At 70.3% G+C, this 24,404-nt stretch carries 27 protein-coding genes; 16 read left to right on the forward strand and 11 right to left on the reverse strand.

Translation table 11 applies throughout. The features are described 5' to 3' along the window. Positions 1 to 27 precede the first annotated feature (27 nt). Positions 28 to 1,341 (forward strand): GAF domain-containing protein, encoded by a 1,314-nt coding sequence (locus BM393_RS17655; RefSeq protein WP_175538392.1) that lies wholly within the window; start codon positions 28 to 30, stop codon positions 1,339 to 1,341. Continuing rightward, positions 1,307 to 1,879: an MOSC domain-containing protein gene (locus tag BM393_RS17660; RefSeq protein WP_091729337.1), complete on the forward strand. Its 573-nt coding sequence runs from the start codon at positions 1,307 to 1,309 to the stop codon at positions 1,877 to 1,879. The genes BM393_RS17655 and BM393_RS17660 overlap by 35 nt, the downstream gene beginning before the upstream one ends. A 22-nt stretch (positions 1,880 to 1,901) precedes the next feature. On the opposite strand, the gene BM393_RS17665 is transcribed toward BM393_RS17660, so the two are convergent. Beyond that, a complete protein-coding gene (locus tag BM393_RS17665; protein WP_091729342.1) occupies positions 1,902 to 2,978 on the reverse strand; it encodes an alkene reductase in 1,077 nt (358 codons plus the stop codon). 326 nt (positions 2,979 to 3,304) lie between these two features. Here BM393_RS17665 and BM393_RS17670 point away from each other — a divergent pair, with 326 nt between their 5' ends. Together BM393_RS17670 and BM393_RS17675 are read left to right on the forward strand one after the other, a co-directional pair. After that, on the forward strand, positions 3,305 to 4,513 hold the full coding sequence (locus tag BM393_RS17670) for a right-handed parallel beta-helix repeat-containing protein (protein ID WP_141225379.1): 1,209 nt from the start codon (positions 3,305 to 3,307) through the stop codon (positions 4,511 to 4,513). Positions 4,514 to 4,543: 30 nt separating this feature from the next. Continuing rightward, complete coding sequence (locus BM393_RS17675) at positions 4,544 to 5,398, forward strand: 23S rRNA (adenine(2030)-N(6))-methyltransferase RlmJ (RefSeq protein WP_091729347.1); 855 nt, start codon at positions 4,544 to 4,546, stop codon at positions 5,396 to 5,398. 31 nt (positions 5,399 to 5,429) lie between these two features. Here BM393_RS17675 and BM393_RS17680 read toward each other — a convergent pair whose 3' ends face one another. Next, positions 5,430 to 6,071 carry an NAD(P)-dependent oxidoreductase gene (locus tag BM393_RS17680; RefSeq protein WP_091729349.1) on the reverse strand — a complete coding sequence of 214 codons (642 nt, stop codon included), beginning with the start codon at positions 6,069 to 6,071 and terminating at the stop codon, positions 5,430 to 5,432. 158 nt (positions 6,072 to 6,229) lie between these two features. On the opposite strand from BM393_RS17680, the gene BM393_RS17685 reads away from it, so the two are divergent. The 4 genes from BM393_RS17685 to BM393_RS17700 all read left to right on the forward strand — a co-directional run bounded on the left by BM393_RS17685 (position 6,230) and on the right by BM393_RS17700 (position 9,273). Next, complete coding sequence (locus tag BM393_RS17685; protein WP_310732153.1) at positions 6,230 to 7,138, forward strand: LysR substrate-binding domain-containing protein; 909 nt, start codon at positions 6,230 to 6,232, stop codon at positions 7,136 to 7,138. A 61-nt stretch (positions 7,139 to 7,199) separates the two neighbouring features. Next, positions 7,200 to 8,102 carry an AraC family transcriptional regulator gene (locus BM393_RS17690; protein WP_091731766.1) on the forward strand — a complete coding sequence of 301 codons (903 nt, stop codon included), beginning with the start codon at positions 7,200 to 7,202 and terminating at the stop codon, positions 8,100 to 8,102. 34 nt (positions 8,103 to 8,136) lie between these two features. Further along, positions 8,137 to 8,544 (forward strand): DUF2000 domain-containing protein, encoded by a 408-nt coding sequence (locus BM393_RS17695; protein WP_091731769.1) that lies wholly within the window; start codon positions 8,137 to 8,139, stop codon positions 8,542 to 8,544. Positions 8,545 to 8,598: 54 nt separating this feature from the next. After that, positions 8,599 to 9,273, forward strand: coding sequence for a CAAX prenyl protease-related protein (locus BM393_RS17700; RefSeq protein WP_091729352.1), 675 nt, complete (start codon positions 8,599 to 8,601; stop codon positions 9,271 to 9,273). 9 nt (positions 9,274 to 9,282) lie between these two features. On the opposite strand, the gene BM393_RS17705 is transcribed toward BM393_RS17700, so the two are convergent. Continuing rightward, on the reverse strand, positions 9,283 to 10,047 hold the full coding sequence (locus BM393_RS17705; protein ID WP_091729355.1) for a helix-turn-helix transcriptional regulator: 765 nt from the start codon (positions 10,045 to 10,047) through the stop codon (positions 9,283 to 9,285). A 74-nt stretch (positions 10,048 to 10,121) separates the two neighbouring features. Here BM393_RS17705 and BM393_RS25335 point away from each other — a divergent pair, with 74 nt between their 5' ends. The 5 genes from BM393_RS25335 (at position 10,122) to BM393_RS17730 (ending at position 14,374) form a co-directional block, all read left to right on the forward strand. Next, positions 10,122 to 10,385, forward strand: a complete 264-nt coding sequence (locus BM393_RS25335; RefSeq protein WP_141225380.1) for a hypothetical protein — start codon at positions 10,122 to 10,124, stop codon at positions 10,383 to 10,385. A 177-nt stretch (positions 10,386 to 10,562) separates the two neighbouring features. Then, a complete protein-coding gene (locus BM393_RS17715; RefSeq protein WP_091729361.1) occupies positions 10,563 to 11,033 on the forward strand; it encodes a YiaA/YiaB family inner membrane protein in 471 nt (156 codons plus the stop codon). A gap of 62 nt (positions 11,034 to 11,095) precedes the next feature. Continuing rightward, complete coding sequence (locus tag BM393_RS17720; RefSeq protein ID WP_091729364.1) at positions 11,096 to 11,542, forward strand: hypothetical protein; 447 nt, start codon at positions 11,096 to 11,098, stop codon at positions 11,540 to 11,542. Next, positions 11,539 to 12,366, forward strand: a complete 828-nt coding sequence (locus tag BM393_RS17725; RefSeq protein ID WP_091729369.1) for a DUF2145 domain-containing protein — start codon at positions 11,539 to 11,541, stop codon at positions 12,364 to 12,366. Before BM393_RS17720 ends, BM393_RS17725 begins: the two co-directional genes overlap by 4 nt. Positions 12,367 to 12,424: 58 nt before the next feature. Further along, positions 12,425 to 14,374: an MFS transporter gene (locus tag BM393_RS17730; RefSeq protein WP_091729374.1), complete on the forward strand. Its 1,950-nt coding sequence runs from the start codon at positions 12,425 to 12,427 to the stop codon at positions 14,372 to 14,374. A gap of 310 nt (positions 14,375 to 14,684) precedes the next feature. Here BM393_RS17730 and BM393_RS17735 read toward each other — a convergent pair whose 3' ends face one another. The 4 genes from BM393_RS17735 to tgt form a co-directional block, all read right to left on the reverse strand. Further along, a complete protein-coding gene (locus BM393_RS17735) occupies positions 14,685 to 15,155 on the reverse strand; it encodes an STY0301 family protein (RefSeq protein WP_175538393.1) in 471 nt (156 codons plus the stop codon). Beyond that, complete coding sequence (locus tag BM393_RS25340; protein ID WP_175538394.1) at positions 15,149 to 15,616, reverse strand: BPSL0067 family protein; 468 nt, start codon at positions 15,614 to 15,616, stop codon at positions 15,149 to 15,151. The genes BM393_RS17735 and BM393_RS25340 overlap by 7 nt, the downstream gene beginning before the upstream one ends. A gap of 88 nt (positions 15,617 to 15,704) precedes the next feature. Then, positions 15,705 to 16,205 (reverse strand): hypothetical protein, encoded by a 501-nt coding sequence (locus tag BM393_RS17745; protein WP_091729386.1) that lies wholly within the window; start codon positions 16,203 to 16,205, stop codon positions 15,705 to 15,707. 62 nt (positions 16,206 to 16,267) lie between these two features. Further along, a complete protein-coding gene (gene tgt / locus BM393_RS17750) occupies positions 16,268 to 17,395 on the reverse strand; it encodes a tRNA guanosine(34) transglycosylase Tgt (protein ID WP_091729391.1) in 1,128 nt (375 codons plus the stop codon). Positions 17,396 to 17,507: 112 nt separating this feature from the next. Between tgt and BM393_RS17755 the strand changes: the two genes are divergently transcribed. The 3 genes from BM393_RS17755 to argG all read left to right on the forward strand — a co-directional run bounded on the left by BM393_RS17755 (position 17,508) and on the right by argG (position 20,439). After that, entirely contained in the window at positions 17,508 to 18,287 is a 780-nt protein-coding gene (locus tag BM393_RS17755) for an ABC transporter substrate-binding protein (RefSeq protein WP_175538395.1), read from the forward strand. 39 nt (positions 18,288 to 18,326) lie between these two features. Next, positions 18,327 to 18,941, forward strand: a complete 615-nt coding sequence (locus BM393_RS17760) for a YigZ family protein (protein WP_091729399.1) — start codon at positions 18,327 to 18,329, stop codon at positions 18,939 to 18,941. A 157-nt stretch (positions 18,942 to 19,098) separates the two neighbouring features. Continuing rightward, entirely contained in the window at positions 19,099 to 20,439 is a 1,341-nt protein-coding gene (gene argG / locus BM393_RS17765) for an argininosuccinate synthase (RefSeq protein ID WP_091729402.1), read from the forward strand. 124 nt (positions 20,440 to 20,563) lie between these two features. Here argG and BM393_RS17770 read toward each other — a convergent pair whose 3' ends face one another. The 4 genes from BM393_RS17770 to BM393_RS17785 all read right to left on the reverse strand — a co-directional run bounded on the left by BM393_RS17770 (position 20,564) and on the right by BM393_RS17785 (position 24,399). Beyond that, complete coding sequence (locus BM393_RS17770) at positions 20,564 to 21,238, reverse strand: PEP-CTERM sorting domain-containing protein (RefSeq protein ID WP_091729406.1); 675 nt, start codon at positions 21,236 to 21,238, stop codon at positions 20,564 to 20,566. 147 nt (positions 21,239 to 21,385) lie between these two features. Continuing rightward, positions 21,386 to 22,420: an RNA polymerase sigma factor SigJ gene (gene sigJ, locus BM393_RS17775; protein ID WP_091729409.1), complete on the reverse strand. Its 1,035-nt coding sequence runs from the start codon at positions 22,418 to 22,420 to the stop codon at positions 21,386 to 21,388. 69 nt (positions 22,421 to 22,489) lie between these two features. Continuing rightward, entirely contained in the window at positions 22,490 to 23,533 is a 1,044-nt protein-coding gene (queA, locus tag BM393_RS17780) for a tRNA preQ1(34) S-adenosylmethionine ribosyltransferase-isomerase QueA (RefSeq protein ID WP_091729413.1), read from the reverse strand. Between the two features lie 104 nt (positions 23,534 to 23,637). Next, the gene (locus BM393_RS17785) at positions 23,638 to 24,399 is read right to left on the reverse strand and encodes an ABC transporter substrate-binding protein (RefSeq protein WP_091729418.1); all 762 of its coding nucleotides are present in this window, start codon (positions 24,397 to 24,399) and stop codon (positions 23,638 to 23,640) included. Between the last annotated feature and the right edge of the window lie 5 nt (positions 24,400 to 24,404).

Below are 24,404 nucleotides of genomic sequence, written 5' to 3' on the forward strand. Positions count from 1 at the left end.
GCGTCCACCGCGAGGTTCCCGACGCTCATGTCCGCTCCCACCGGCCTCAGCCTCCGCGCCCGCCTGTACCTGGTCCTGGGCCTCGCGCTTGCGCTGGTGGCCGCGTCGGCGCTGCTGGGGTGGTGGCAGTCGAGCCGGCTGGCCGGCATCGCGCAATCCCTCTATGAAGACCGCCTCGTGCCGGTGGACCTGCTGCGGGAGATCGAGCACACGCTCGGCGCACAGCACCTGGGCGCGCTGCTGATCGCGCAGGCGCAGCAGCCCGACGCCGCGCAGCTGGACAGCGCCGGCCGTCGCCTGGCCGATGCCACCCGCGCGCTCTGGCGGCGCTACCTGGCCACCCGCATGGCGCCGGCGGAGACGGCCCTGATCGCCCGCACCCAGCCGCAGCTGGACCAGCTCTGGGCCGCGCTGACCGCCAACCTGCCGCCGACCCCCGACGCCCTGCGCGAGCTCAACCAGCGCCGCCTGGCCACGATGCGGATGCTCGACGAGTTGATCGCCTTCCAGCTCAGCCAGGCGCGCGTCGACACCGAACGCGCCCGGCAGGGCGCCACCGACGCCGCCCACCTCGGCCTGCTGCTGGTGCTGCTCACCGCGGGCCTGTGCGGCGTTGTCGTCTGCACCGTCTGGACCCGCTACGACGAGGAGCGCCGCGCCGGCCAGGAGTCGCGCCAACGGCTGCAGCGGCTCTACCAGGCGCTGTCGCAGACCAACCAGCGCATCGTGCGCCGCGAGGCCGAGGCGCTCTACGATCCCCGCGCGGAGCAGCACCTGTTCGAGGACCTGTGCCGCATCTGCGTCGAGACCGGCCATGCGCGCTTCGCCGCGGTGGTGCTGGTCGATGGCGATCATTTCGAGCGCGTCGCCGACCACGGCCCCGCCGACCGCCTGATGCCCGGCGCGCCGCAGCGCTGGCGTGCCGATGCGCCGTTCGCGCGGAGCTCGATGGCGACCCGCGCCGTCCTCGAGGGCACACATCAGGTCAGCAACCGCGCGCTCGAGGATCCGAGCCTGACGGCGCCCGGGGCGCCGCTGATCCCGCCGGGCGTCGAATCGATGGCGGCCTTTCCGCTGCGCCGCGGCGGCGAGGTGGTGGGCGCGCTCAGCCTGCTCGCGGGTGAGCCGGACTTCTTCGATCCCCAGGTGATGGGACTGCTGGACGAGATGGCCGGCGACCTGTCCTTCGCGCTCGAGCACCTGCGGCGCGAGCGCCATCAGGCGCGCGAGCTCGATGCCCTGCGCGAGGCGCTGCGCCAGCGCGAGCCCGGCCTGGTCGAAACCACGCCTGCGGCAGAATCGCCGGATGCAACTGATCAGTCTGAACACGGCCCGCGCTGAACCGCTGCTCATCGACGGCCGGCCGGTGATGACCGGCATCCGCAAGCAACCCGTGGCCGAGGCGCGCGAGGTGCGCCCCCTCGGCGTGGAGGGCGATGAGCAAGCCGATCCCAGCGTCCACGGCGGCCTGTCCAAGGCGGTCTACGCGTACCCCGCCGAGCATTACGACTTCTGGCGCACGGTGCGCGCCCAGGCGCAGGTCGCGGGCTGGGAGGCGCCGCTGCCCTGGGGCGCGGTGGGCGAGAACCTGTCGATCACCGGCCTGCTCGAAGGCGACGCCTGGATCGGCGACGTGCTGGTCTTCCCCGACTGCGAGCTCGCGATCAGCGAGCCGCGTTATCCCTGCTTCAAGTTCAACGCGGTCATGGGCTTCAACAAGGCCGCGAAGATGATGACCCAGAGCGGCTGGTGCGGGTTCTACCTCGCGGTGCGGCAGCCCGGCACCATCGCGGCGGGGCAGGCCTTCACCGTCCGGCCCGGGCCGCGCGAGGTCTCGATCGCCGAGCTCTTCCGGTCGAAGACGAAGGGCAAGGATTGACCCTCGTCCTGCGGCGCCCCGCTCAGTCCGCCAGCGCCGGATAGTCGGTGTAGCCCTCGGCGCCGCCGCCGTACATCGTGGCCGAATGGGCCTTCTGCAGCGGCGCATTGAGCCGCAGCCGGCGCACCAGGTCCGGATTGGAGATGAAGCTGCGGCCGAAGGCCACCGCGTCCGCGTGGCCGCTGGACACCGCCTCGATCGCCATCTCCCGGGTGTAGCCGTTGTTGGCGATGTACACGCCCTTGAAGCGCTTGCGCAGCGCGCCGTAGTCGAACGGCGCGACATCGCGCGGACCACCGGTGTGGCCCTCGATCACATGCAGGAAGGCCAGCTTCATCGGCGACAGCTGCTCGACGACATGGTTGAACAGCGCCTGGGCATCGCTGTCCTGGCCCGCGTCGTTGACCGGCGTGACCGGCGACAGGCGCAGCCCGGTGCGGTCGGCGCCAATCGCCTCGGCGATGGCCTGCATCACCTCGAGCAGCAGCCGCGCGCGGTTCTCGATCGAGCCACCGTAGGCGTCGGTGCGGTCGTTGATGCTGTCGCGCAGGAACTGATCCAGCAGGTAGCCGTTGGCGCCGTGCACCTCGACCGCATCGAAGCCCGCGGCCATCGCCGCATGGGCCGCGTGGACGTAGGCCTGCACGATGCCGGGCAGTTCTTCGGTCGTCAGCGCCCGCGGCGCCGCCACGTCGACGAAGCCGTCCTTGGTGAAGGTCTTGCTCTTGGCTTGACGGTCGGTCGCCGACTGCGGCGGGGCACCCGCGGGTTGGAAGTCCGCATGGGAGATGCGGCCGACGTGCCACAGCTGCACGGCGATCTTGCCGCCGGCTTCATGCACCGCGTCGGTGACCTGCTTCCAGGCGGCGATCTGCTCGGGCGAGTGGATCCCCGGCGTGTCCAGATAACCCTGGCCCTCGGGAATGATCTGGGCGCCCTCGCTGATGATCAGGCCGGCCGAGGCGCGCTGGCGGTAGTACTCGACGGCCAGCGGCCCGGGCACCAGGCCGACGGAGCGGTTGCGGGTCAGCGGCGCCATCACGACGCGGTTGGACAGGGAAACGGCGCCGACTTGCAGGGGGTCGAAGAGACTGGGCATGGTGACTCTGGAATGCGGAAGGGAAAGCGAAGGCGCCCACGCGGGGCGCCGGTTCAGGATGGGCCGCAGCTTAGCGAGCGAACCCGGCCGGCGCAGCGCCTTGGCGACAGTCCGGACGCTCGCTGGGGGCTTGGCGGCGGGCCGCAGGCGCGCCAGGTCGCTTGGCTACACTCGCCCGTCCGCGCGGGGCGCCACGTCCATGGCGCGCTGTCCCGCCCGGCGCGCGCCCGACCGGGCTTTGACGTGTGCATGACGCGCGCCGACGCGCCCTGCCGGCCCGGCGCATGTCCCGCGATGCTGATCCCGCCATGACCTGGGAGGCCCCGATGACATCCGGTTCCCCGTTCGATCCCCGTCGTGCCGTCCTCGGCGTCGACCGTCGCCAGTGGCTGCGCACGGGTGCCCTGCTGGCGCTGCCACCCTGGCTCATCGGGGCGCGAGCCCAGGCCCCGGCCGGCGCGACGGCGGTGCTGCGCGTCGGTCCGGACCATCCGGTGAAGACCCTCGCCGCGGCCGCCGCCCAGGCGCGGCCCGGCATGACGGTCGAGGTGCAGGCCGGCGACTACCCCGGCGACGTGGCCGTCTGGCCGCAGGACGACCTGACGCTGCGGGCCGTCGGCGGGCGGGTGCGGCTGCTGGCCAACGGGGCGCATGCGCAGGGCAAGGGCATCTTCGTCACCACCGGCCGACGGATGACGATCGAGGGCCTGGACTTCATCGGCGCCCGCGTGCCGGATCGCAACGGCGCCGGCGTGCGGCTGGAGCGCGGATCACTGACGCTGCGCGACTGCCGCTTCCAGGACAACGAGAACGGCCTGCTCGCCGGGAACGATCCGACGATGGAGCTGCGCATCGAGTCCTGCGACTTCGGGCCCATCGCGCCCGGCGAGGGCCGCACCCACACCTGCTACGTCGGCGCGATCGGCCGCCTGACGGTGCTGGCGAGCTACTTCCACCACGGCGCCTCGGGCCACCTGCTGAAGTCGCGGGCGGCGGTGAACCACATCTTCTACAACCGGCTGACCGACGAAACCGGCCGCGCGAGCTTCGAGCTCGAGTTCCCCAACGGCGGCCTGGCGCTGGTGATGGGCAACCTGATCCAGCAGAGCCCGTCGACCGAGAACTACCACCTCATCGCCTACGGCAGCGAAGGGCTGACGCACCGGCGCCACGAGCTGCACCTGATCAACAACACGCTGGTCGACCGGCGCCAGGCCGGCGGCGTCTACCTGCGGATGGCGCAGCGGGCGCAGCAGCTGCGGCTGATCAACAACCTGCTGTGCGGCAAGCAGGAGCTGCCGGCCGGGCCCGACCGGGAACAGCACCACAACTACTTCGTCGAGCTGGACAGCTTCGTCGATCCGGACCGATTCGATTTCCGGCTGCGGCCGGCCTCGCCGCTGATCGGGCGCGCGGTGGACGCGGGCACGGTCGACGGGCAGCGGCTCAAGCCGGCGATGCAGTACCTGCATCCGTGCGCGCTCCAGGAAGTGCCGGCGGGAACGCCGTATTCGCCGGGCGCCTTCCAGCTGTGAGGCCCGGGCCGGCACGCTACAGTCCTGCCCATGCTCGCTTACCGACACGCTTTCCACGCCGGCAACCATGCCGACGTGCTCAAACACCTGGTGCTGGCCGAGGTGCTCCGCTACATGGCGGAGAAGGACAAGGCCTACACCGTGGTGGACACCCATGCCGGCGCCGGCGGCTACGCGCTCGACGGCCGCTACGCCCAGAAGAACGCCGAGCACCTGGGCGGCATCGCCGCCCTGTACGCGCGCAAGGACCTGCCCGGGCCGCTGCAGCAGTACGTGCAGCTGGTGCACGACTTCAACCCCGGCAAGAAGCTGGAGCAATACCCCGGCTCGCCGGCGATCGCGCGCATGCTGATGCGCTTCGACGACCGGCTGCGCTGCTACGAGCTGCATCCCACCGACCACCGCATCCTCGCGAGCTACCTGGAGGACCGGCCCAACACCCAGGTGCTGCAGCAGGACGGCTTCGCGTCGCTGAAGGCCGAGCTGCCGCCGCCGTCGCGCCGCGGCGTCGTGCTGATCGACCCGCCCTACGAGATCAAGGCCGACTACGGCAAGGTCGTGGCCGCGCTGCGCGAGTCGCTGCAGCGCTTCGCCGACGGCACGGTCGCGATCTGGTATCCGCAGCTGCAGACGGTCGAGTCGGTGCAGCTGGTGCAGCGCCTGAAGGCCGCGGCCGAGCCCGTCGCGAAGAAGGGCTGGCTGCATGTGCGCCTGACCGTCGCGCAGGCGGACGAACGCGGCTTCGGGATGATGGGCAGCGGCATGTTCGTCGTGAATCCGCCCTTCGTGCTGCACGACAAGCTGGCCGAATGCCTGCCCACGCTGGTGGACACGCTCGGCCAGTACGACGACGCCAACTACCTGCTCGAGCAGCAGAGCGCCTGAGCGCCCGCGTCCGCGGGTGCGGACGACGCGATCAGTACCCGACGGTGAAGCGCCGGCGGATGTGCTGCGGGCGCTCCAGCTCGTCGACGATCGCGACGGCCAGGTCGGCGGTCGACACATGGGCCGGCCCCTGGGCGTCCATCACCGGCGTGTCCAGGCTGACGCGGTAGCTGCCGCGGCGCTCGCCCGGCTCCAGGTGCACGGCCGGCGACAGGAAGGTCCAGTCCAGCGAGGACTCGTCGCGGATCAGCTTGAGCGCCTCGCGCGCGGCCAGCGCGCCCTGCTTCCACTGGTCCGGGAATTCCGGCGTGTCCACGAGCTGCACGCCCGGCGCCACGTACAGGCTGCCCGCGCCGCCAACCACCAGCAGGCGCTTCACGCCGGCGCGCTTCACGCCGGCATAGATGGCGCGGGTGCCCTCCAGGAACTCGGTGTGGATGTCCGGCACCGACCAACCCGGGTTGAAGGCGTTGACGACCGCGTCCGCGCCCTCGACGGCCGCGGCCACCTGGTCCGCCTGCTTGGCATCGGCCCGGACCACGGTCAGGCCGCTGCGCGCTTCGAGCTTCGACGGATCACGCGCGAGCGCGATCACCTCGTGGCCGCGGGCCAGCAGCTCCTTGAGCACTTCGCTGCCGACAAAGCCGGTGGGTCCGATCAGGGCGACTTTCATGGGGGGTCCTTTCGAGGGAGATTCCGAGGGTGGTTCCGAGGAATTCGGGGGGATGCGACAGGAGCGTCGCGACGGGATCCACTGTAGGAACTTCACAATCGCCGATGAAGTCCTCAGAATCCGCCTTCATTCTTTAGACGGCCTACACAATCCCCGCAATGTTGGATCAACTCCGCCGCATGGCCGTGCTGGCCACCGTCGTCGAGCAGGGCAGCCTGGTGGCGGCGGCCCGGCAGCTGCAGACGACCACCTCCGCCGTCAGCCAGCAGCTGCGCGCCCTGGAGCGCGACATGGGCGTCACGCTGCTGCACCGTTCCACGCGCCGCATCGGCCTGACGCCGGCCGGCGAGCGCTTCGTGCAGGGCTGTCAGGCCATGCTGGCGGCCGCGCGGGAAGCGCAGTCCCAGCTGAACCACCTGCGCGACGCGCCGGAAGGCGAACTGCGGATCAGCGCGCCGGTCGGCGCGGCGCGGCAGATCGGGCCGGCGCTGGCGCCGCTGCTGGCGGCGCATCCGGGCTTGAGCCTGCACCTGGAGGTCGACGACGGCTTCACCGACCTCGTCGCCAAGCGCATCGACCTGGCGGTGCGCTTCGGCCGCTTGCCCGACAGCAGCTGGGCGGCGCGGCGGATCGGGCAGAAGACGGTCGGCCTCTACGCGGCGCCGGCCTACCTGGCGCGCCGCGGCGTGCCGGTCTCGATGTCGGATCTGACGCGGCACGACTGGCTGCTGCTGCGCTCGGACACGGGCGCGATCCGGAGCTTCTCGCTGGTGGGCCCGGAGGGCCGCGAGGAGATGCTGCGCATCAGCCCGCGCGCCAGCAGCAACAACCAGCTCAGCCTGCAGCAGTTCTGCGAGGCCGGCATGGGCCTGGCCATGCTCGGCGCCGAGGACGTCGACGAGTCGCAGGCGCAGGGTCGCCTGCTGCCGCTGCTGCCGGGCTGGTCGCTGCCGACCCTGCCGGTCTACGTGATGACGCCGCAGCGCGATGCGCAGCCGGCGAAGGTCCGGCACGCGATCGAGGCGCTGCGCCATGCGTTCGGCGCGGTCCGCGATGTCGGCGGATGATCGACGACGGCTTCCCGCAGGCAGGACGACGGCGACGATGGTGGCGACGGCGATGACGACCATGACGACGACGGCCGTGAAGGCCAAGGAGGCGGACGGAGCGACGCACGCGGCCTCGGATGGTCATTGGCTCCAGTTGCGGCGGGACGCACGCACCGGCATCGAGACCGTGCGCGCCCATTTCGACGGCCACGCCTACGACCCGCACGGACATGACGAACTGCTCATCGGCGTCACGCTGCAGGGGGTGCAGCGCTTCCGCTGCCACCGCTCGCTGCACACGAGCACGCCCGGCCGGGCGATCCTGATCGAGCCGGGCGCCATCCATGACGGCCATGCGCCGGAGGCCGGTGGCTTCACCTACGCGATGCTGTACCTCCCGCAGGCCTGGACGGCGCAGTTGTTGGCCCGCCATGAGCTGGGCGGGCTGAGCGCGCTGCAGCCCGCCTTCCGCCACACGCTGGCCGACGACAGTCGGCTCTGCGCCGCCATCCGGCAAGCCTTCCTGGCGCTGCACCTCGACGAGGGCCGCCTCGCCTGTGACCAGCAACTCGATGCGCTGATTGGCCTGCTCGCCGGACAGCTCGGCGAGTCGCCGCCGCGCGGCGACGCCGCCCGCCCGATGGTGCGCGCCCGGGACTTCCTGCACGACGGCATGGCCGGCGACATCGGCCTGGACGAGCTTGCGGCCTACACCGGCATGGACCGTTTCCGGCTGACGCGGCAGTTCAAGCAGGCCTTCGGCCAGTCGCCGCATGCCTACCTGGTGAGCCTGCGGCTGCGCGCGGCGCGGGCGCTGCTCGCCGAGGGCAAACGGCCATCGGAGGTCGCCACGGCGGTCGGCTTTTCCGACCAGAGCCACCTGGGCCGCTGGTTCCAGCGCGCCTACCGCCTCACACCGGCCGACTACCGGCGCCGCTGCACAAACGTTCTAGACCCCGAGCCGGGCACGCGCAGACGATGACGGCTTCATTGTTGAAGCACGCCGTGCGATGTCCATGTTTGATACGAAAGTGGCGCTCATCGTCCGCGACGACCTCGCGACCTGGCAACGACTGAACGTCGTGGCCTTCCTGGCCACCGGCGTGGCCGCCTCGGCACCGGAAGCCCTGGGCGAGCCCTACGTCGATGCGCGGGGGCGCCGTTACACCGCGATGCTGGGTCAGCCGATGCTGGTCTTCGAGGCGGACCTCGCCGGGCTGCAGGCGGCGCACCGCAAGGGCCTGGACGCCGGTCTGACGCTGGTGCCCTATGTCCACGCGATGTTCTCGACCGGTCACGATGAGGCCAACCGCCAAGTCTTCCTGGCCGGCGACGCGGATCGGCCGGACCTGGTCGGCCTGGCGCTGCGGGGCCCGAGGAAGGCGGTCGACCAAGCGGCCAAGGGCCTCTCGCTGCACCGTTGACCGGGGCTCGGTTGTCCGCATGGAGCTGTCGCGCCGGGCCGCTACATTCGCCGGATGCCATTGAGTCAAGCCGCCTGGGCCCGCATCGTCCCGTTCGCGCTCTTCATGTCGCTGCTGGCGCTGCGGGGCGCCCTGCCCGAGGAAAACGCCTGGGGCCTCGACCCGCGCTGGATCTATGCGCTGAACCTCGTCGTGGTCGGTGGCGCGCTGGCCTGGTTCTGGCGCGCTTACGGCGAGTTCGCCCGCCAGAACCGCCCCACGGCCGGCGAGGCGGGACTGAGCGTCGTCGTCGGCCTGGTCGTCTTCGGGCTGTGGATCTCGCTGGATGCGCCGTGGATGCGGCTCGGCGACGCGACCGCCCCCTTCGTGCCGATGACCGCGGCGGGCACGCCGGACTGGCCGCTGATCGCGGTGCGCTGGATCGGCGCGGCTCTGGTCGTGCCGGTGATGGAGGAGCTCTTCTGGCGCAGCTTCCTGATGCGCTGGATCGCCAGCCCGCGGTTCGAGAGCGTCGATCCCAGAGCGGCGGGCCTGCGGGCGATCGTGCTCTCGACCTTCGTCTTCATGCTCGCGCACACGCTGTGGCTGGCGGCGATCGTCGCCGGCGCGGCCTATGCGTGGCTTTACGTGCGCACCGGCAAGCTGTGGACGGCCGTCATCGCGCACGCGGTGACGAACGGCGTGCTCGGGATCTGGGTCGTGTACAGCGGGCGCTGGGAGTTCTGGTGACAGGCGCGATCAGCGGCTCATCGCCTTCGTGACACCGGCCGGCCGCTGCAGGTGCTTGAAGCGCTCGAACAGCCAGCAGCGCATGCCCATCACCAGCGTGAACTGGCGCTTCTCGTGGTCGGGCAGCTTCTGGTCGAGCAGGTGCTGGCGGGCGAAGTCCTCGGCGACACGCTGCAGCCGGTCGCGCAGTTCGCGCGCCATGCCGGGGCTGAGCTGGCCATGGACCAGCATCAGCAGTTCCGCATCGTTGTCGAAGCCGCCGGCGAAGAAGTCCTGCATGACGTGCTCGCGGAAGAAGCCCATCACCGGCCCCTGCGGTCGCCAGCGGAAGGTCTTGGCGACCTGCAGCCGATAGCGGTTCAGCGGCCGCAGCTCGATGATGCCGAGCCGGTCCAACTGCGCCAGCGCGCGCGTCACGTCGGCCTCGCTCATCCGGTAGGTCGCCACGATCTGCTCGAAGCTCCATTGGCTCAGGCAGCACAGGGCGGTCAGCAGCAGCTTCTCGTCGGCGACGACCTCGCGTTCCTGCTGCAGCGTCAGCTCGCGGCGCAGCGGCTGGGATTGCGCCAGGCGCTGGGACAGCTCGGCGAAGTCGGTCTTGAGGACGCGGCACAGCTCATCGATCCGCGACAGCGGCATCTCGCCGCCCGCGGCGAACATGCGCTTGACGCTGGACTCGGACAGGTCCAGCGCCGTCGCCAGCTGCGCGTAGCTGATGCCGGCCTGTTTCAGCTCGGCCTTGATGAGGTCGATGAGGGATTGCGTGCTCGCCATGGCGGCGGACGTTAGCGCAGTTCGGTAGCGCTGATCGACCCCGCGGGGGCCGCCTCGCGATACCGCAGCGGCCGGTGCTGCGCCGCCAGGACTGGCACGACCGGCTGCTGCATGGCTCCGACTACCCGCTGCCGGGCGTGCTGCCGCTGGTGCGCCTGCCGCAACTCGTCCGGGCGGGGGTACTCGATGAGAGCCACGTCGCTCCTTTGGGGGCGTTGCGGGACCACCACCCCCTGATGTTTGATCTCGCCCTCAAGCGGCTGGCTCGCTGGCAAGGGCAAGCGCTGGGGGCGTCGGTCTACGGGACCGCCCGGCATTTCGGCCCGACGCCCGCCTGATCGCCCCCCCTGAACCGGGCCGTCCCGCGCGGTAGCACGGATCGATACCGGAACGGGCGGCGCGCGATACTCGCCGCCAAACATCAGGGGGGCCCGGGCGAGGACGGCGACAGTCGCGCCATCGCCACCGGCAACCCATCGGTCCCGAGGGACCTTTCATCGAGGAGGAACGACGACATGAACACCCCGCACATCCGCGTCCAGCGCGACACGCAGGCCTGGCGCTACCAGGTGTGGATCTCCTTCGGCATCAGCGTGGCGCTGTGCGCCATCGGCCTGGCCTGGCTGCCGGGCGCCGACCTGGACCGGGCCTTCATGGTCATGGGCTATGTGTTCTGCCTGTCCACGGCCTTCGCGCTGTCCAAGTACATCCGCGACAACCAGGCCACCCGCACCGACACCCCGATGTGGGGCCTGGTGGTGTGGAGCGGCTTCGGCCTGGCCATGGCGCTCACCGGCTGGGGCCTGTGGCGCATGGAGATCCAGCCCGTCTGGAAGGCCTACCTGCTGGTGTGCTGGCTCTACCTGATCTCCAACGTGTTCACGCTGGCGAAGATGCTGCGCGATGCACATGAGGCCGACCTCGCCGAGGCCCGCCTGCAAGGCCGCCGCGAGGCCCACCGCGAAGCCGTCGCGGCCGCCGAGTGATGCGCCCGCCCGCCTCGCCGCCCCGTCCAAGCCCCGCTCGCCCGCCTTCCAGGAGCTCCGCCATGCGTGCCCGCCTGTCCCTGATCAGCGTCCTGACCGCCACCACCCTCGCCCTGCTGGGCGCCAGCGGCGCGGCCCGTGCCCACGGCGGACCGAGCGACGCCAGCGCGGCGCTGTCCGCGGTGCCGGTCGCCATCTCGGTGGTCGCGCCGTCGGTGGTGCTGTCCGCCGGCGCGGCCTTCGTGGTCGTCGCCATCGAGAGCACCGCCCGCGGCACCGTCTGGGTGCTGGAGCGCGCGTCCGACGGCGCGCGCCTCAGCGTCGAGTTCTCCGGCAAGGTGGTCGCCGGCGCCGCGACCTCGATCGGCACGGCCGTCGTCGTGACCGCGATCAGCACCGGCTACGTGCTGTCCGCCGCCGGGGAGGCCATCGCCTTCATCCCCAACGAGATCGGCGCCTCGCTGCTCCACAACGAACGCGTCACCCACCGGGACCGCGTCACGCCATGAGCGTCGCGCACCCCCGGGGCTTGCTGGTCGCCGCCGCGCTGGGCGCGCTGCTGGTGGCCGGTCCGGCGCAGGCCGGCCGGCCGTGCGAGGACAAGCCGCCCTCGCCCGACCAGATCCGCCGCGGCATGGACCTCGCCCAGGCCACCGCCGCGGCGCTGGACCGCAGCGGCGCCGAGGTGGTGCTGCTCGCGCGCGCCGGCCAGGACCTAACCGAGTACGGCCTGCGCTGGTCGCATGTGGGTTTCGTCTACCGCGACACGGCGGGCAGCGGCGCGAGCGCCAAGCCGGTCTGGCGCGTGATGCACAAGCTCAACCAGTGCGGCACGGCGCTGGCCGACCTGTACCGGCAGGGCCTGGGCGAGTTCTTCATGGACAACCCGGCCCGCTACGAGGCCGCCTTCTCGGTGCTGCAGCCCGAACTGCAGCAGGCGCTGCTGCCGCTGCTGCGCGAGAACGCGCGGGCCGCGGCCATGCACACGCCGGCCTACAGCATGGTGGCCTACCCCTGGTCGCGCGAGTACCAACAGAGCAACCAGTGGGCGCTGGAGACCCTGGCCGCGGCGGCCGCGCCGCGCGAGGTCTTCAACCGCGCCCAGGCGCAGGACTGGCTCAAGCGCCAGGGCTACACGCCGTCGGACCTGCGCCTGTCGACCGCGAAGCGGCTGGGCGCGCGCATCGGCATGGCCAACGTCGCCTTCGACGACCATCCGTCGGCGCGCCGCTTCTCCGGCCACATCGAGACCACGACAGCCGACACGATCTTCAGTTGGCTGAACCGCACCGGCCGCGGCCAGGCGACGCAGCGCGTCACGGCCGGCCCCTGACCGGGCCCTCCCCCCGACGCCCCCACCCTCCCCCCTGACTCCCTCAGCGAGCCCTCCCATGAGCGACTCTTCCCACACCAGTCAATTCGCCCTGCTGGGGCAGCGCAGGTTCGGACCGTTCTTCGCCACGCAGCTGGCCGGCGCGTTCAACGACTCGTTCCTGAAGCAGTTGGTCATCCTGCTGGTCACCTTCCACGCCACCGAGTACACGACGCTGTCCGCGGGGCTGGTCGCGAACATGGCAGCGGGTCTCTTCATCCTGCCGTTCGTGCTGTTCTCGGCCTACGCCGGGCAGTTGGCCGACCGGTTCGACAAGGCCCGCGTCATCCGCGCGGTGAAGGCCGCCGAGGTCGCGATCATGGTCGTGGCCAGCGCGGGCTTCTACATGAAGAGCCTGCCAGTGCTGCTCACCTCCATCTTCGCGATGGGCTGCCACTCGGCGTTCTTCGGCCCGGTCAAGTACTCGCTGCTGCCGCGGGTCCTGGCCAAGGAGGAGCTCACCGGCGGCAACGGCCTGCTGGAAATGGGCACCTTCCTCAGCATCCTCCTGGGCACGCTGGTGGCCGGTGTCATGGCCGCGATGACGACCAACCCGCTCTGGCTGTCCATCGCGCTGCTGGCCTTCGCCATCGTCGGCCTGGCCTCCAGCCTGTTCATCCCCGCCACCGGCGAGGCGGCGCCCGACCTGAAGCTCCGCTTCAGCGTGGTGTCCGAGACCCTCGCGACGGTGAAGATGGGCAAGCGGGAGGGCAAAGGCGTCTGGAACAGCCTGCTCGCCATCTCGTGGTTCTGGTTCGTGGGCGCCGTGGTCCTCTCGCACATCCCCGGGCTCGGCAAGGAAGTGCTGCAGGGGGACACCACGGTGGTGACGGTCCTGCTGGCCACCTTCTCCATCGGCATCGCGGCGGGCTCGCTGCTGTGCGAGCGCCTGTCGGGCCACAAGGTGGAGATCGGCCTGGTGCCCATCGGCTCCATCGGCCTGTCGCTGTTCACCGCGGACCTGGCCTGGTCCTGCGACAGCTTCGCCGCGGCGCTGCATGCCTCCTCGGCCAGCCTGCCGCTGACCTGGACCCAGTTCCTCGCCACCAGCGGCAGCCTCCGCGTCCTCGGCGACGTCGCGCTGCTGGGCCTGTTCGGCGGCCTCTTCATCGTCCCGCTGTACGCCTTCGTCCAGCTGCGCACCGCGCCGGAGCGGCAGTCGCGCATCATCAGCGCGAACAATATCCTGAATGCCGTCGCGATGGTCATTGCCGCCGGCATGTCCGCCGGCCTGCTCGCCTACGGCGTCTCGGTGACGAGCATCATCCTGATCTGCGCCGGCCTGAACGCGCTGGTGGCGATCTACATCTACCGGACCGTTCCCGAGTTCCTGTGGCGCTTCCTGAGCTGGTTCGTGGTCCACACGATCTACCGGCTCCGCACCACGGGCGCCCACCACATTCCCGAGGAGGGACCGGCCCTCCTGGCGCCCAACCACGTCTCCTACGTGGACGCGCTGGTCCTGAGCGCGCTCTGCCCGCGGCCGATCCGCTTCGTGATGGACGCGAGCATCTTCCGGGTGCCGGTGCTGTCGTGGTTGTTCCGCCAGGTCAACGCCATTCCCATCGCGTCGGCGAAGAAGGAACCCGAGACGCTCGAGCGGGCGCTGGCCGCGGTGGATGCGGCCCTGCGCAACGGCGAGCTGGTGTGCGTCTTCCCCGAGGGCGCGCTGACCCGCGATGGTCAGCTGGCGGAGTTCAAGCCCGGCATCCGCCGGATGCTCGACGCCAACCCGGTGCCGGTCATCCCGGTGGGCCTGAGCGGCTTGTGGGAGACCGCGTTCGCGAGAAACGGCAAATCCACCGCCGCGCGGCTGGGGAGCTTGCGCCCGGGACGGCGGCTGGAGGTGAAGGTCGGGGCGCCGTTGCCGCACGATGTGAGCGTCGAGGAGCTTCGCGCCAAGGTGCAGGGCCTGCTCGACCCGGTTGCGGCGGCGAGCCGGCCGCAGCCGTCGGAGGCGCGGGGCTGAGTGGTCGCCGTCCTGAGGGGCACTGGAGCGGTTGCCAGGCCGTCATCGGCGGCATACAGTCGCCCCCCACGCGCTGGCTAGACAACCCGAAAGGGCGCGACCCAGTGTAAAGAGTGTGAAGGCCTCCGAAAGGAGGCCTTCCGCTTTCCGGGGTCAGGTGTTGCGCCGGCTTCTCACATGTTCCTGCATGCGTGCAGCAGGTGATCAGATGCTGCGCGTCCCGCGTCGTATAAGCCGATGGCTCCAAAGCTTGAGCACCCGCGCCGAGTGCCGCACCGCGCTGGCTTCAGGCCAAGGTTCCCTTCCAGCGTCAGCGGCAGGTCGCTGACGCCATCTTGAAGTCGCTGTTCCTCGAGCGCTTGTAGACCACTTCGCAGCTGGAATAGCCGTCCAGCGAGCGAGCCAGCTCGACGCGCGTGCGGAAGTAGCTGCAGACGGCGAAACCGCCGGACATGCCCTGAAGGTTCCAGCGCTGCGTGCGGGTCGCACCGCCCTTGCCGTCCTTGCGCTCTTCTTCCTTGTCGTAGATCTCGCCATTGGGAGAGCCGACCGGGCCGCCGTTGACGGCGAAGTTGGTGAGGTCGTGCTGGGTGCGCTCGCTGCCTGCGGTGGTCGCTTCCCAGCCGGAAGGCGCAGCCGCCAGCGACTGCTGGGTCAGGGGAATCTGCATCGGGCAGCTGAAGGGTTCGGGCGCGGCGATCGCGGCGACCATCCCGGAAAGCAGCGTGGCCGCCGCGACGACTTGACGGAGCTGAAGCGGGATTCGCATGAGGATCACCATTGGATGGTCGCGTAGTCGAGGCCGTTGTTCAGATAGCTGGCGCGCTTGCCATGTTTGTCGGGCTCGAAGTAGACCACCCGTTCGGTGATCGCGACGATGTTGTTGTACTGCTCGACGATATTGAACCCGATCACCACGCCGGACTTGTCCCGAACAGCGCCATTGAAGATCCCGGCGTGTTGGCCGGTCGAGTTGTTGGGGTAATAGCCCGCCGCGGTCCAGCCGGAGGCGATCGGCGTGCCAACGGCCAGACCTGCCACGAGCTTCGGCGTCAGGTCCATACCGCGCTTCCAGTTGTTGGGCTGCGTCGGTGGTGCATCGGTGTTCTGCTTCACCAGTTCCACGCAAGGCGCGGCCGATGAACCGGGGCGATTCAAGGGCGCCTTCCCGACGTATTGGGAGGGATTGAGCACGGCGCCGAGGTGCTCGGAGAAGGCGCGGGCGGGAGTGGAGGTGGCCACAGATCGGATGGTCGAGTGAGATCGGCCAGAGTCTAGGAAGGTCGCTTCCTCGCCCCTATCCACCAAAGTCACTTTGCCGGCTCCAGGATCAGGCGCCACCGGCGCTGCGCCGAAACACCCGACGGATCCGCAGCCGCAGCGCCCGCGCCGATCGCCACACCGCGCTCGCCCGGACCCAGGCGAGCAGCGCTTCCTTCCAGACGGTCCAGCGGCCGTAGAGCCGCGCGAACCACGGCAGGGTCATCAGGGCAGGATGCGTGAGCGCGAAGATCCGCGCGACGATCGCGGTGCCAACGACCTTCGCCAGCACGATCACGGCGAGCCCGAGTCCCGGGCGGCCGATGCCGATGAGCCACAGCGCCAGCAGCTTGATCGGCAGCAGCATCAGGCCCGGCAGCAGGAACACGACAAGCGCCAGGTACGGCGGCAGCCGTCGCACCACGGCTTCCAGCTGCCGCAGCACCGGCAGCCGGCCAATGGCCGCCATCACCCGCTGCAGCGGCTCCCAGCCCCATTCCTCGAAGAGGATGACGACAGCAAGGACGACGCGGATCAGCCAGCGAAACGGCGCGAAGAGCAGCTTCAGCATCGGGCGATCTTCACACGTCGCGTCTTAGGGCCCTCTGAAAGCGGCCCTTGGATTTCCGAAGCTCAGATCCCGCGCGCCCGATCCGCCAGGAAGCGGGTGCGGAAGCCCTCGAAGTCGCCAGCGTCCAGCGACTCGCGCACTTCCTTCATCAGGTTGAGGTAGTAGTGCAGGTTGTGCACGCTGGTCAGCATCGGGCCCAGCATCTCGCCACAGCGGTCCAGGTGATGCAGGTAGGCGCGGCTGAAGTTCTGGCAGCAGTAGCAGCTGCAGGTCTCGTCCACCGGCTTCTCATCGGCCTTGTAGCGCGCATTGCGCAGCCGCAGGTCGCCGAAGCGCGTGAACAGGTGGCCATTGCGCGCGTTGCGGGTCGGCATGACGCAGTCGAACATGTCCACGCCCTGGCGCACGCCCTCGACCAGGTCCTCCGGCGTGCCCACGCCCATCAGGTAGCGCGGCTTGTTGTCGGGCAGCTGGTGCGCGATGTGGTCCAGGATGCGCAGCATGTCCGCCTTGGGCTCGCCGACCGACAACCCGCCGATCGCGTAGCCTGGCAGGTCCAGGTCCTTGAGCCCGGCCAGCGACACGTCGCGCAACTGCTCGAACATGCCGCCCTGCACGATGCCGAACAGCGCGTTCGGGTTCTGCAGCCGCGCGAACTCGTCCTGGCAGCGCTTGGCCCAGCGCAGGCTCATCTCCATCGAGAGACGGGCTTCCTTCTCGGTCGTCAGCTGACCCTTGGTCTCATACGGCGTGCACTCGTCGAATTGCATGACGATGTCGCTGTTGAGGATCGTCTGGATCTGCATCGAGATCTCGGGCGTGAGGAACAGCTTGTCGCCATTGACCGGGGACGCGAACTTCACGCCCTCCTCGCTGATCTTGCGCATCTCGCCGAGCGACCAGACCTGGAAGCCGCCCGAGTCCGTCAGGATGGGCTTGTTCCAGCTCTCGAACTTATGAAGGCCGCCGAACTGCTTCATGATGTCCAGGCCCGGCCGCATCCACAGGTGGAAGGTGTTGCCCAGGATGATCTGAGCGCCCATCTCCTCGAGCGAACGCGGCATCACCCCCTTGACGGTGCCGTAGGTGCCCACCGGCATGAAGATGGGCGTCTGCACGACGCCGTGGTTGAGCGTCACGACGCCGCGTCGCGCGCGGCCCTCGGTCTTGAGCAGTTCGAACTTCAGCATGATGGCCGCGATTATCGGCCCCCCTTCGATGGGGGTTTCGCCCGACCGGCTCCCCCAGGGGCGACGTAGACTCCCGTCCCAATTGGGGGCGCAGACTCCTGGGAGAAGCATCTTGAGGTCCTGGATCGCCGCCCTGGCCGCGACGGCCGCCTGTCTGGTCGCGACGAGCGCGCACGCCTGCGGGCCGTACACGGTCGGCCTGTACGAGTACAGCGCCCTCTACTACCGCGACGCCCAGGGCCGCTGGACCGGCATCGACAAGGACGTCATCGACGAACTGGCCCGCCGCAGCGGCTGCAAGCTGGTGGCGCGCACCGAATCCCGCGTGCGCATCTGGGCGCAGATCGGCGCCGGCCAGATGGACATGACGGTTTCCGCGCTGATGACGCCCGAGCGCGAACTGCTCGTCGAGTTCATCCCCTACATCGAGTCCCGGCAGTACGTGGTCCTGCGGCCGGCGCTGGCGGGCGCGCTCACGACGCCGGCGGCCTTCCTCGCCGATTCGAAGCGGCGCCTGATCGTCGTGCGTGGCTACGCCTTCACGCCGACGCTGGAGTCCTGGATCGCGACGCTGCGCACCCAGGGCCGCATCGACGACGCCCCCGACCAGCCGACCGCGGTGCGCATCTTCAAGGCGGGCCGGGGCGATGCCGTCGTGCTGGGCGCCCACAGCCTGGCGAGCGCCCGGCGGGCCGATCCCGCCTTCGCGTCCTTCGTGGCGATGTCCTACGCGCCCCACGAACGCAGCATCGGCGCGCTGGCGCTCTCCCGCCAGCGCGTGCCGCAGCAGGACCGCGACCGCATGCGCCACGCCATGGATGAGATGCTGCGCGACGGCACGGTGGAGTCGATCAAGCGGCGGCATCTCGGCGATCTCTCCGACATGCCGTGAGCACGACCGCATGACCGGCGCGCCGTGACAATCGCGCCCATGCCCTCGAGCCTTGCCGCGCCGGTCCACGCCGAACTGATCATCAAGAAGAGCCGTTTCCTCGGCTGTGTCGAGGCCGTGCCCGACCGGGCCGCCGCGCTGGCGCGCGTCGCGCAGCTCCGCGCCGAGCACCCCGGCGCCGCGCATGTCTGCTGGGCGCTGATGGCGGGGGGCCAGTCCGCCGCCAACGACGATGGCGAGCCCGGCGGCACCGCCGGCCGGCCGATGCTGGAAGTTCTGCGGCACCAGGACCTGGACGGCGTGCTGGCGACGGTGGTGCGCTACTTCGGCGGCGTGAAGCTGGGCGCGGGCGGCCTGGTGCGGGCCTACACCGACGCGGTGGCGCAGGCGCTGCTGAAGGCGGAGAAGGTGCCGATGGTGCGGCTGCGGACGCTGCGCTGCACGCTGCCCTACGCGCAGGAAGGCCTGCTGCGGCGCGAGGCGGAGAAGGCGGGCGCCGAACTGGTCGAGGTGGCGCATGGCGCGCTCGTCGAGGTCACGCTGCGGCTGCCGGAGTCGGCGGCCGAGGGCTTCATGGCCTCGCTCGGCGAGTCGGGGCAAGGCCGGATCGGGTGGCTCGCAGGCCCGGAAGATCCACTGGCTCCAGCGCGATAAAAGCCCTTTTAAGGGCCATTAGCCTCTGAATCCTGGGTTAGCGGCCCTTAAAAGGGCTGCTATCGGCGCCACCTCTCCATCGCCCATCCGCGAAGCCTGCCCGCCGGGCGCGCCCTAGAATCGCCGGCTGTTTTCCCACTTCCGCGCGAGACTGCCCGTGGCCGCAACCATCCTCCAAAAGATTCCCGCCGGCGAGCGCGTCGGCATCGCCTTCTCGGGCGGCCTGGACACCAGCGCCGCGGTGCACTGGATGCGCGGCAAGGGCGCGATCCCCTGCGCGTACACCGCCAACCTCGGCCAGCCCGACGAGTCCGACTACGACGAGATCCCCCGCAAGGCCAAGGCCTATGGCGCCGACATCGCCCGCCTGATCGACTGCCGCGCGCAGCTCGTGGCCGAAGGCATCGCCGCCATCCAGTGCGGCGCCTTCCACATCAAGAGCGGCGGCGCCACCTACTTCAACACCACGCCGCTGGGCCGCGCCGTCACCGGCACCGCCCTGGTCGTGGCGATGCGCGAGGACGGCGTCAACATCTGGGGCGACGGCTCGACCTTCAAGGGCAACGACATCGAGCGCTTCTACCGCTACGGCCTGCTCGCCAATCCGGCGCTCAAGATCTACAAGCCCTGGCTGGACCAGACCTTCATCGATGAACTCGGCGGCCGCAAGGAGATGAGCGAATACCTCATCGCCAATGGCTTCGACTACAAGATGAGCGTGGAGAAGGCCTACTCGACCGACTCCAACATGCTGGGCGCCACCCACGAGGCCAAGGACCTGGAGTTCCTCAACAAGGGCATGAACATCGTCAACCCGATCATGGGCGTGGCCTTCTGGAAGGACGACGTCGCGATCAAGGCCGAGACGGTGACCGTGCGCTTCGAGGAAGGCGTGCCCGTCGCGCTCAACGGCCAGCAGTTCGCGAACGCGGTCGAACTCTTCATGGAAGCCAACCGCATCGGCGGCCGCCACGGCCTGGGCATGTGCGACCAGATCGAGAACCGCATCATCGAAGCCAAGTCGCGCGGCATCTACGAGGCCCCCGGCATGGCGCTGCTGCACATCGCCTATGAGCGCCTGGTCACCGGCATCCACAACGAGGACACGATCGAGCAGTACCGCATGAACGGCATGAAGCTCGGCCGCCTGCTGTACCAGGGCCGCTGGTTCGACCCGCAGTGCCTGATGCTGCGCGAGACCGCCCAGCGCTGGGTCGCCCGCGCGATCACCGGCGAGGTGACGCTGGAGCTGCGCCGCGGCAACGACTACTCGATCATGGACACCGTCAGCCCCAACCTGACCTACGCGCCGGAGCGCCTGTCGATGGAGAAGGTGGAAGACGCGGCGTTCTCGCCGGCCGACCGCATCGGCCAGCTGACCATGCGCAACCTGGACATCGCCGACACGCGCGAGAAGCTCGGCGTGTACAGCCGCGCGGGCCTGCTGGGCAACAACTCGGAAGGTTCGATCCCGCTGCTGACCGGCGGCGACGAATAAAAGCCCCCCGCGCCTCTGGCTCGAAAGCCGCCATTCATCGGCGGCTTTTTCGTTGGGCGGCCGGCGGCGCAATGAAAAAAGCCGCTGATCACTCAGCGGCTTCTGCTCATCGAGCGTGGGGCGTTCAGCCGCGGCGGCGACGCGCCACGAAGCCCAGCGCGCCCAGGCCGGCCAGCATCAGCGCGTAGCTGTGCGGCTCCGGCACCGACGGCGCGATCGTCGCGTTGACGTTGGAGCTCAGGAACTCCGCGCGCAGGCCGGTGAAGTTGTAGGTGCGGTCGACGTTGTCGGTGACGACGAACTGCAGCGTGTTCACGCCCGCCAGGAAACCGGTCGAGGCGGCGAACGAGGTCCAGCCCGCGTAACCGCGCTGGCTGGAGATCGTCGAGATCACGTTGCCGTTGAGCAGCAGCACGCCTTTGTTGTCCGCCGCCCACTGGCCGGTGAACGACGCGCTGCTGGCGTCGAAGCCGGTCAGGTCGAAGCTCAGCGACCAGGTGAAGACCGAGTTCGAGGTCGGGCTGTAGTTCGTGTTCTGGTTGGCGCCGGGGATCAGCCACGAGGAGCTGGCCGTGTTGGCCAGCCAGCTCGGGAACGGATCCAGGCTGCCGTTGCTGACGATGCCGTTGCCGGTCAGGCCGGCCGCGTTGCCGATCGCGGAGAACGAGTAGTTGCTGTCCTTGCTGCCGGCAGCCAGACCGGCGCCGGTGTTCACCAGTCCGCCGATGGTGGTGGCGGCGGTCAGGCCGCTGAACAGCGTGGCGGCCACGGCGATGGAAGTACGAACCAACGGCGTCATGAGAGGTCCCGAGCAGTGAAGAGGTCTTGTGGCGGCGATTGTCCCTAAAGGTAGGGATTCACAACCCCCCGTGGGCGCGGGGGGACACCACAGTCCGCATCGGGGGTCGGGACTTGCGTCACGCCCCGGATGGGCGCATCCCGCGCTTCAGGGGGGCGTGTCCGCACCCGGGTCGGGCATTGCGGGCCGATCCGGTGCGGGGAGCGCCAACGGATCGATGCGGGGCAGGTGGCGCAGCTTGTCCGGATTGCGCTGGACGTAGATCGCGCTGATGCGGCCGGGCGCCGTCGCGGGTCGCAGCGCCACCGTCTGGATCGGCTCGCCGGCGGTGTCGTAGACGATGTAGCCCGGCAGCCCGTTGATCTGCGCCGGCCGCACGCGCCAGTCCCGGCTGGTGCGCATCCGGACGAAGCCGACGAAGGTCCGCGCCACCAGCGCGCCGCCCTCGAGCATCCGCGGCACCGCGGACGCCTTGCCGCCGCCGTCGGCCAGCAGCACCGCGTCGTCGGTCAGCACGCGGGCCAGGCCCTCGACGTCGAAGGACTGCAGCGCCCCCATGAAGGCCTGGAACAGGCGCTGGCGCTCCTCGTCCTCGACCTCGTGGCGCGCGTAGTCCGCCTTGACGTGCTGCCGCGCCCGGCTCGCCAGCTGGCGGCAGGCCGCGGCGCTGCGACCCAGGCGGCGCGCGATCTCGTCGAAGTCCAGCTCGAAGACCTCATGCAGCAGGAAGGCGGCCCGCTCCAGCGGCGACAGCCGCTCCAGCGTCAGAAGGAAGGCCACCGACACGTCCTGCGCGAACTCGGCCTGCGCCTCGGGACTGGGCGACCAGTCGCTGGCCTCGTCGACCAGCGGCTCCGGCAGCCAGACACCGACGTACTGCTCGCGCCGCGCCGCCGCCGACTGCAGGCGGTCCAGGCAGAGGTTGGTCACCAGGCGCGACAGGAAGGCGCCCACGTGCCGCACCGTGGTCTCGTCGACATCGGCCCAGCGCAGCCAGGCTTCCTGGACCATGTCCTCGGCCTCGGCGCGGGAGCCCAGCATCCGGTAGGCCAGCGCGCGCAGCGGGCGCGCGTGCTCCCGGTCGAAGCGCAGCGCGCGGGCCGCCGGGGACTGGTCCGCCGCCGCCGGCGCGGCGTGGCCGCCATCGGAAGCAGCGGCTGAGGAGGAATCGATGTCGGGCATGGCGCGTCGTCCGGTGTCGTCTTGCTCACAAGACGACGCAGCCTACCCGGTTGTGACACCGGCGGGGGCTCAGCCGCGGGCGCGCTCCAGCAGCATCGCGTCGCCGTAGCTGAAGAAGCGGTAGCGCTGGGCGATCGCATGGCGGTACAGCGCCATGATCGGCTCGTAACCGGCGAAGGCCGAGACCAGCATCATCAGCGTGCTCTTGGGCAGATGGAAATTCGTCACCAGCCGGTCCACGACCTGGAAGTCGAAACCGGGCGTGATGAAGATGTCGGTCTCGCGCGCGCCGGCCTTCAGGCCGCCGCCGAGTGCGGCCGACTCCAGCGCCCGCAGCGTCGTGGTGCCGACCGCGGTGACCTTGCCGCCGGCGGCGCGGCAGCGCGCGATCGCGTCGACGGTCTCGGGCGTGACCTGGAACCATTCGCTGTGCATCTTGTGCTCGGCCAGCGACTCGACGCGCACCGGCTGGAAGGTGCCGGCGCCGACGTGCAGCGTCACATGCGCCGTGCCGATGCCGCGCTCGGCCAGGCGCGCCAGCAGCGCCTCGTCGAAGTGCAGCGCGGCGGTCGGCGCGGCGACGGCCCCGGGCTCACGCGCGAACACGGTCTGATAGCGCCGCACGTCGTCGGCGGAGTCGTCGTGGGCGATGTACGGCGGCAGCGGGACATGGCCGTGCCGCTCCAGCAGCTCGAACGGATCGCCGGACAGGCGCAGGTGGAACAGGCCGTCGTCCGGCCCGCAGCGGCCCAGCACCTCGGCATCGAAGGCCTCGGCGAAGCGCACCACCGCGCCCGGCTTGGGACTCTTGCTGGCGCGCATGTGGGCCCAGACCTCGCGCGTGCCGGGCAGCACGCGCTCCACCAGGGCCTCGACCGCCCCGCCGCTGGCCTTCGCGCCGTACAGGCGCGCCTTGATGACCTTGGTGTCGTTGAACACCAGCAGGTCGCCGGGATGGAGCAGCTCGGGCAACTCGCGAAACACGCGGTCGACGGGCGGGTCGGCGCGGCCATCGAGCAGCCGCGAGGCGCTGCGCTCGGCGGCGGGATGCTGGGCGATGAGTTCGGGGGGCAGAGCGAAGTCGAAATCGCTCACCGTGAAGTGACGGGACATGCGCGTTGAGGGCCGGACGGACCCGTGCCAATCGGAGGGGAACGGAGGGGGAATGGAAGCGGCGATTCTCCCATGGGCGCCCGGCGCGGCCGGGCCGCGGGGCCTCACTGCCAGCGCGCGCCCTGGTGCAGCAGCGCCGCCAGCCGGCCAGTGCCCTGCAGCTCGCTGACGCCTCGGGAAAGCGCGGCGGCGAAGCGCTCGCCCTCGGGCCGGACCTTGGAGAACACCGTGTACAGCGGAATCTCCGAGACCGCCGGATCGAGCCAGGTCAACCTGCCGGCCGCCTCGCGCAGCTGCGTCTCCAGCAGGTGGGCGCCGACGCCCTTGTCGATCAGCACCAGGTCGACGCGCCCGGCCAGCAGCTTGCGCAGGTTGGCCAGGTCGTCCACCGCGCCTTCGACGGACAGGTTCGCCGCGTCGAAGCGGGGCGGATTCACGTAGCCGTGGACGACGCCGATGCGCAGCCCGGCCAGCGCGCCCAGGTCATCGATGCGGCGCTTGCGGTCGGTCCGCGCCATGAAGCCGACCTGGTTCACGATGCCCAGCGGCGGCGGGAAGCGCATGGTGCGCTCGCGTTCCTCGGAGCGCCAGGTGCCGATGACACCGTCGTGGTCGCCGCGCTGGAACTCGAGCAGCGCACGCGCCCAGGGCCGGAAGCTCAGCTCCATCTCGCGACCGGCCTGCCGCAGCGCGGCGCGGGTGACCTCGCAGGCCACGCCGCCGCCCGGCAGCGCACTGCCGGTGTAGGGCGGGAACTCGGTCGCGACCAGGCGCAGCGGTCGCTCCGCCGCCCGCGCCGGCAGCAATGGCAGCACCGGCAAGGCGGCGGCGGCGAGCCGGAGGAGGCTGTCGCGGCGGGTGGTCATGATCG

Source organism: Mitsuaria sp. PDC51 (assembly GCF_900113225.1).
In the GTDB taxonomy this organism is placed as follows: Bacteria; Pseudomonadota; Gammaproteobacteria; order Burkholderiales; family Burkholderiaceae_C; genus Roseateles.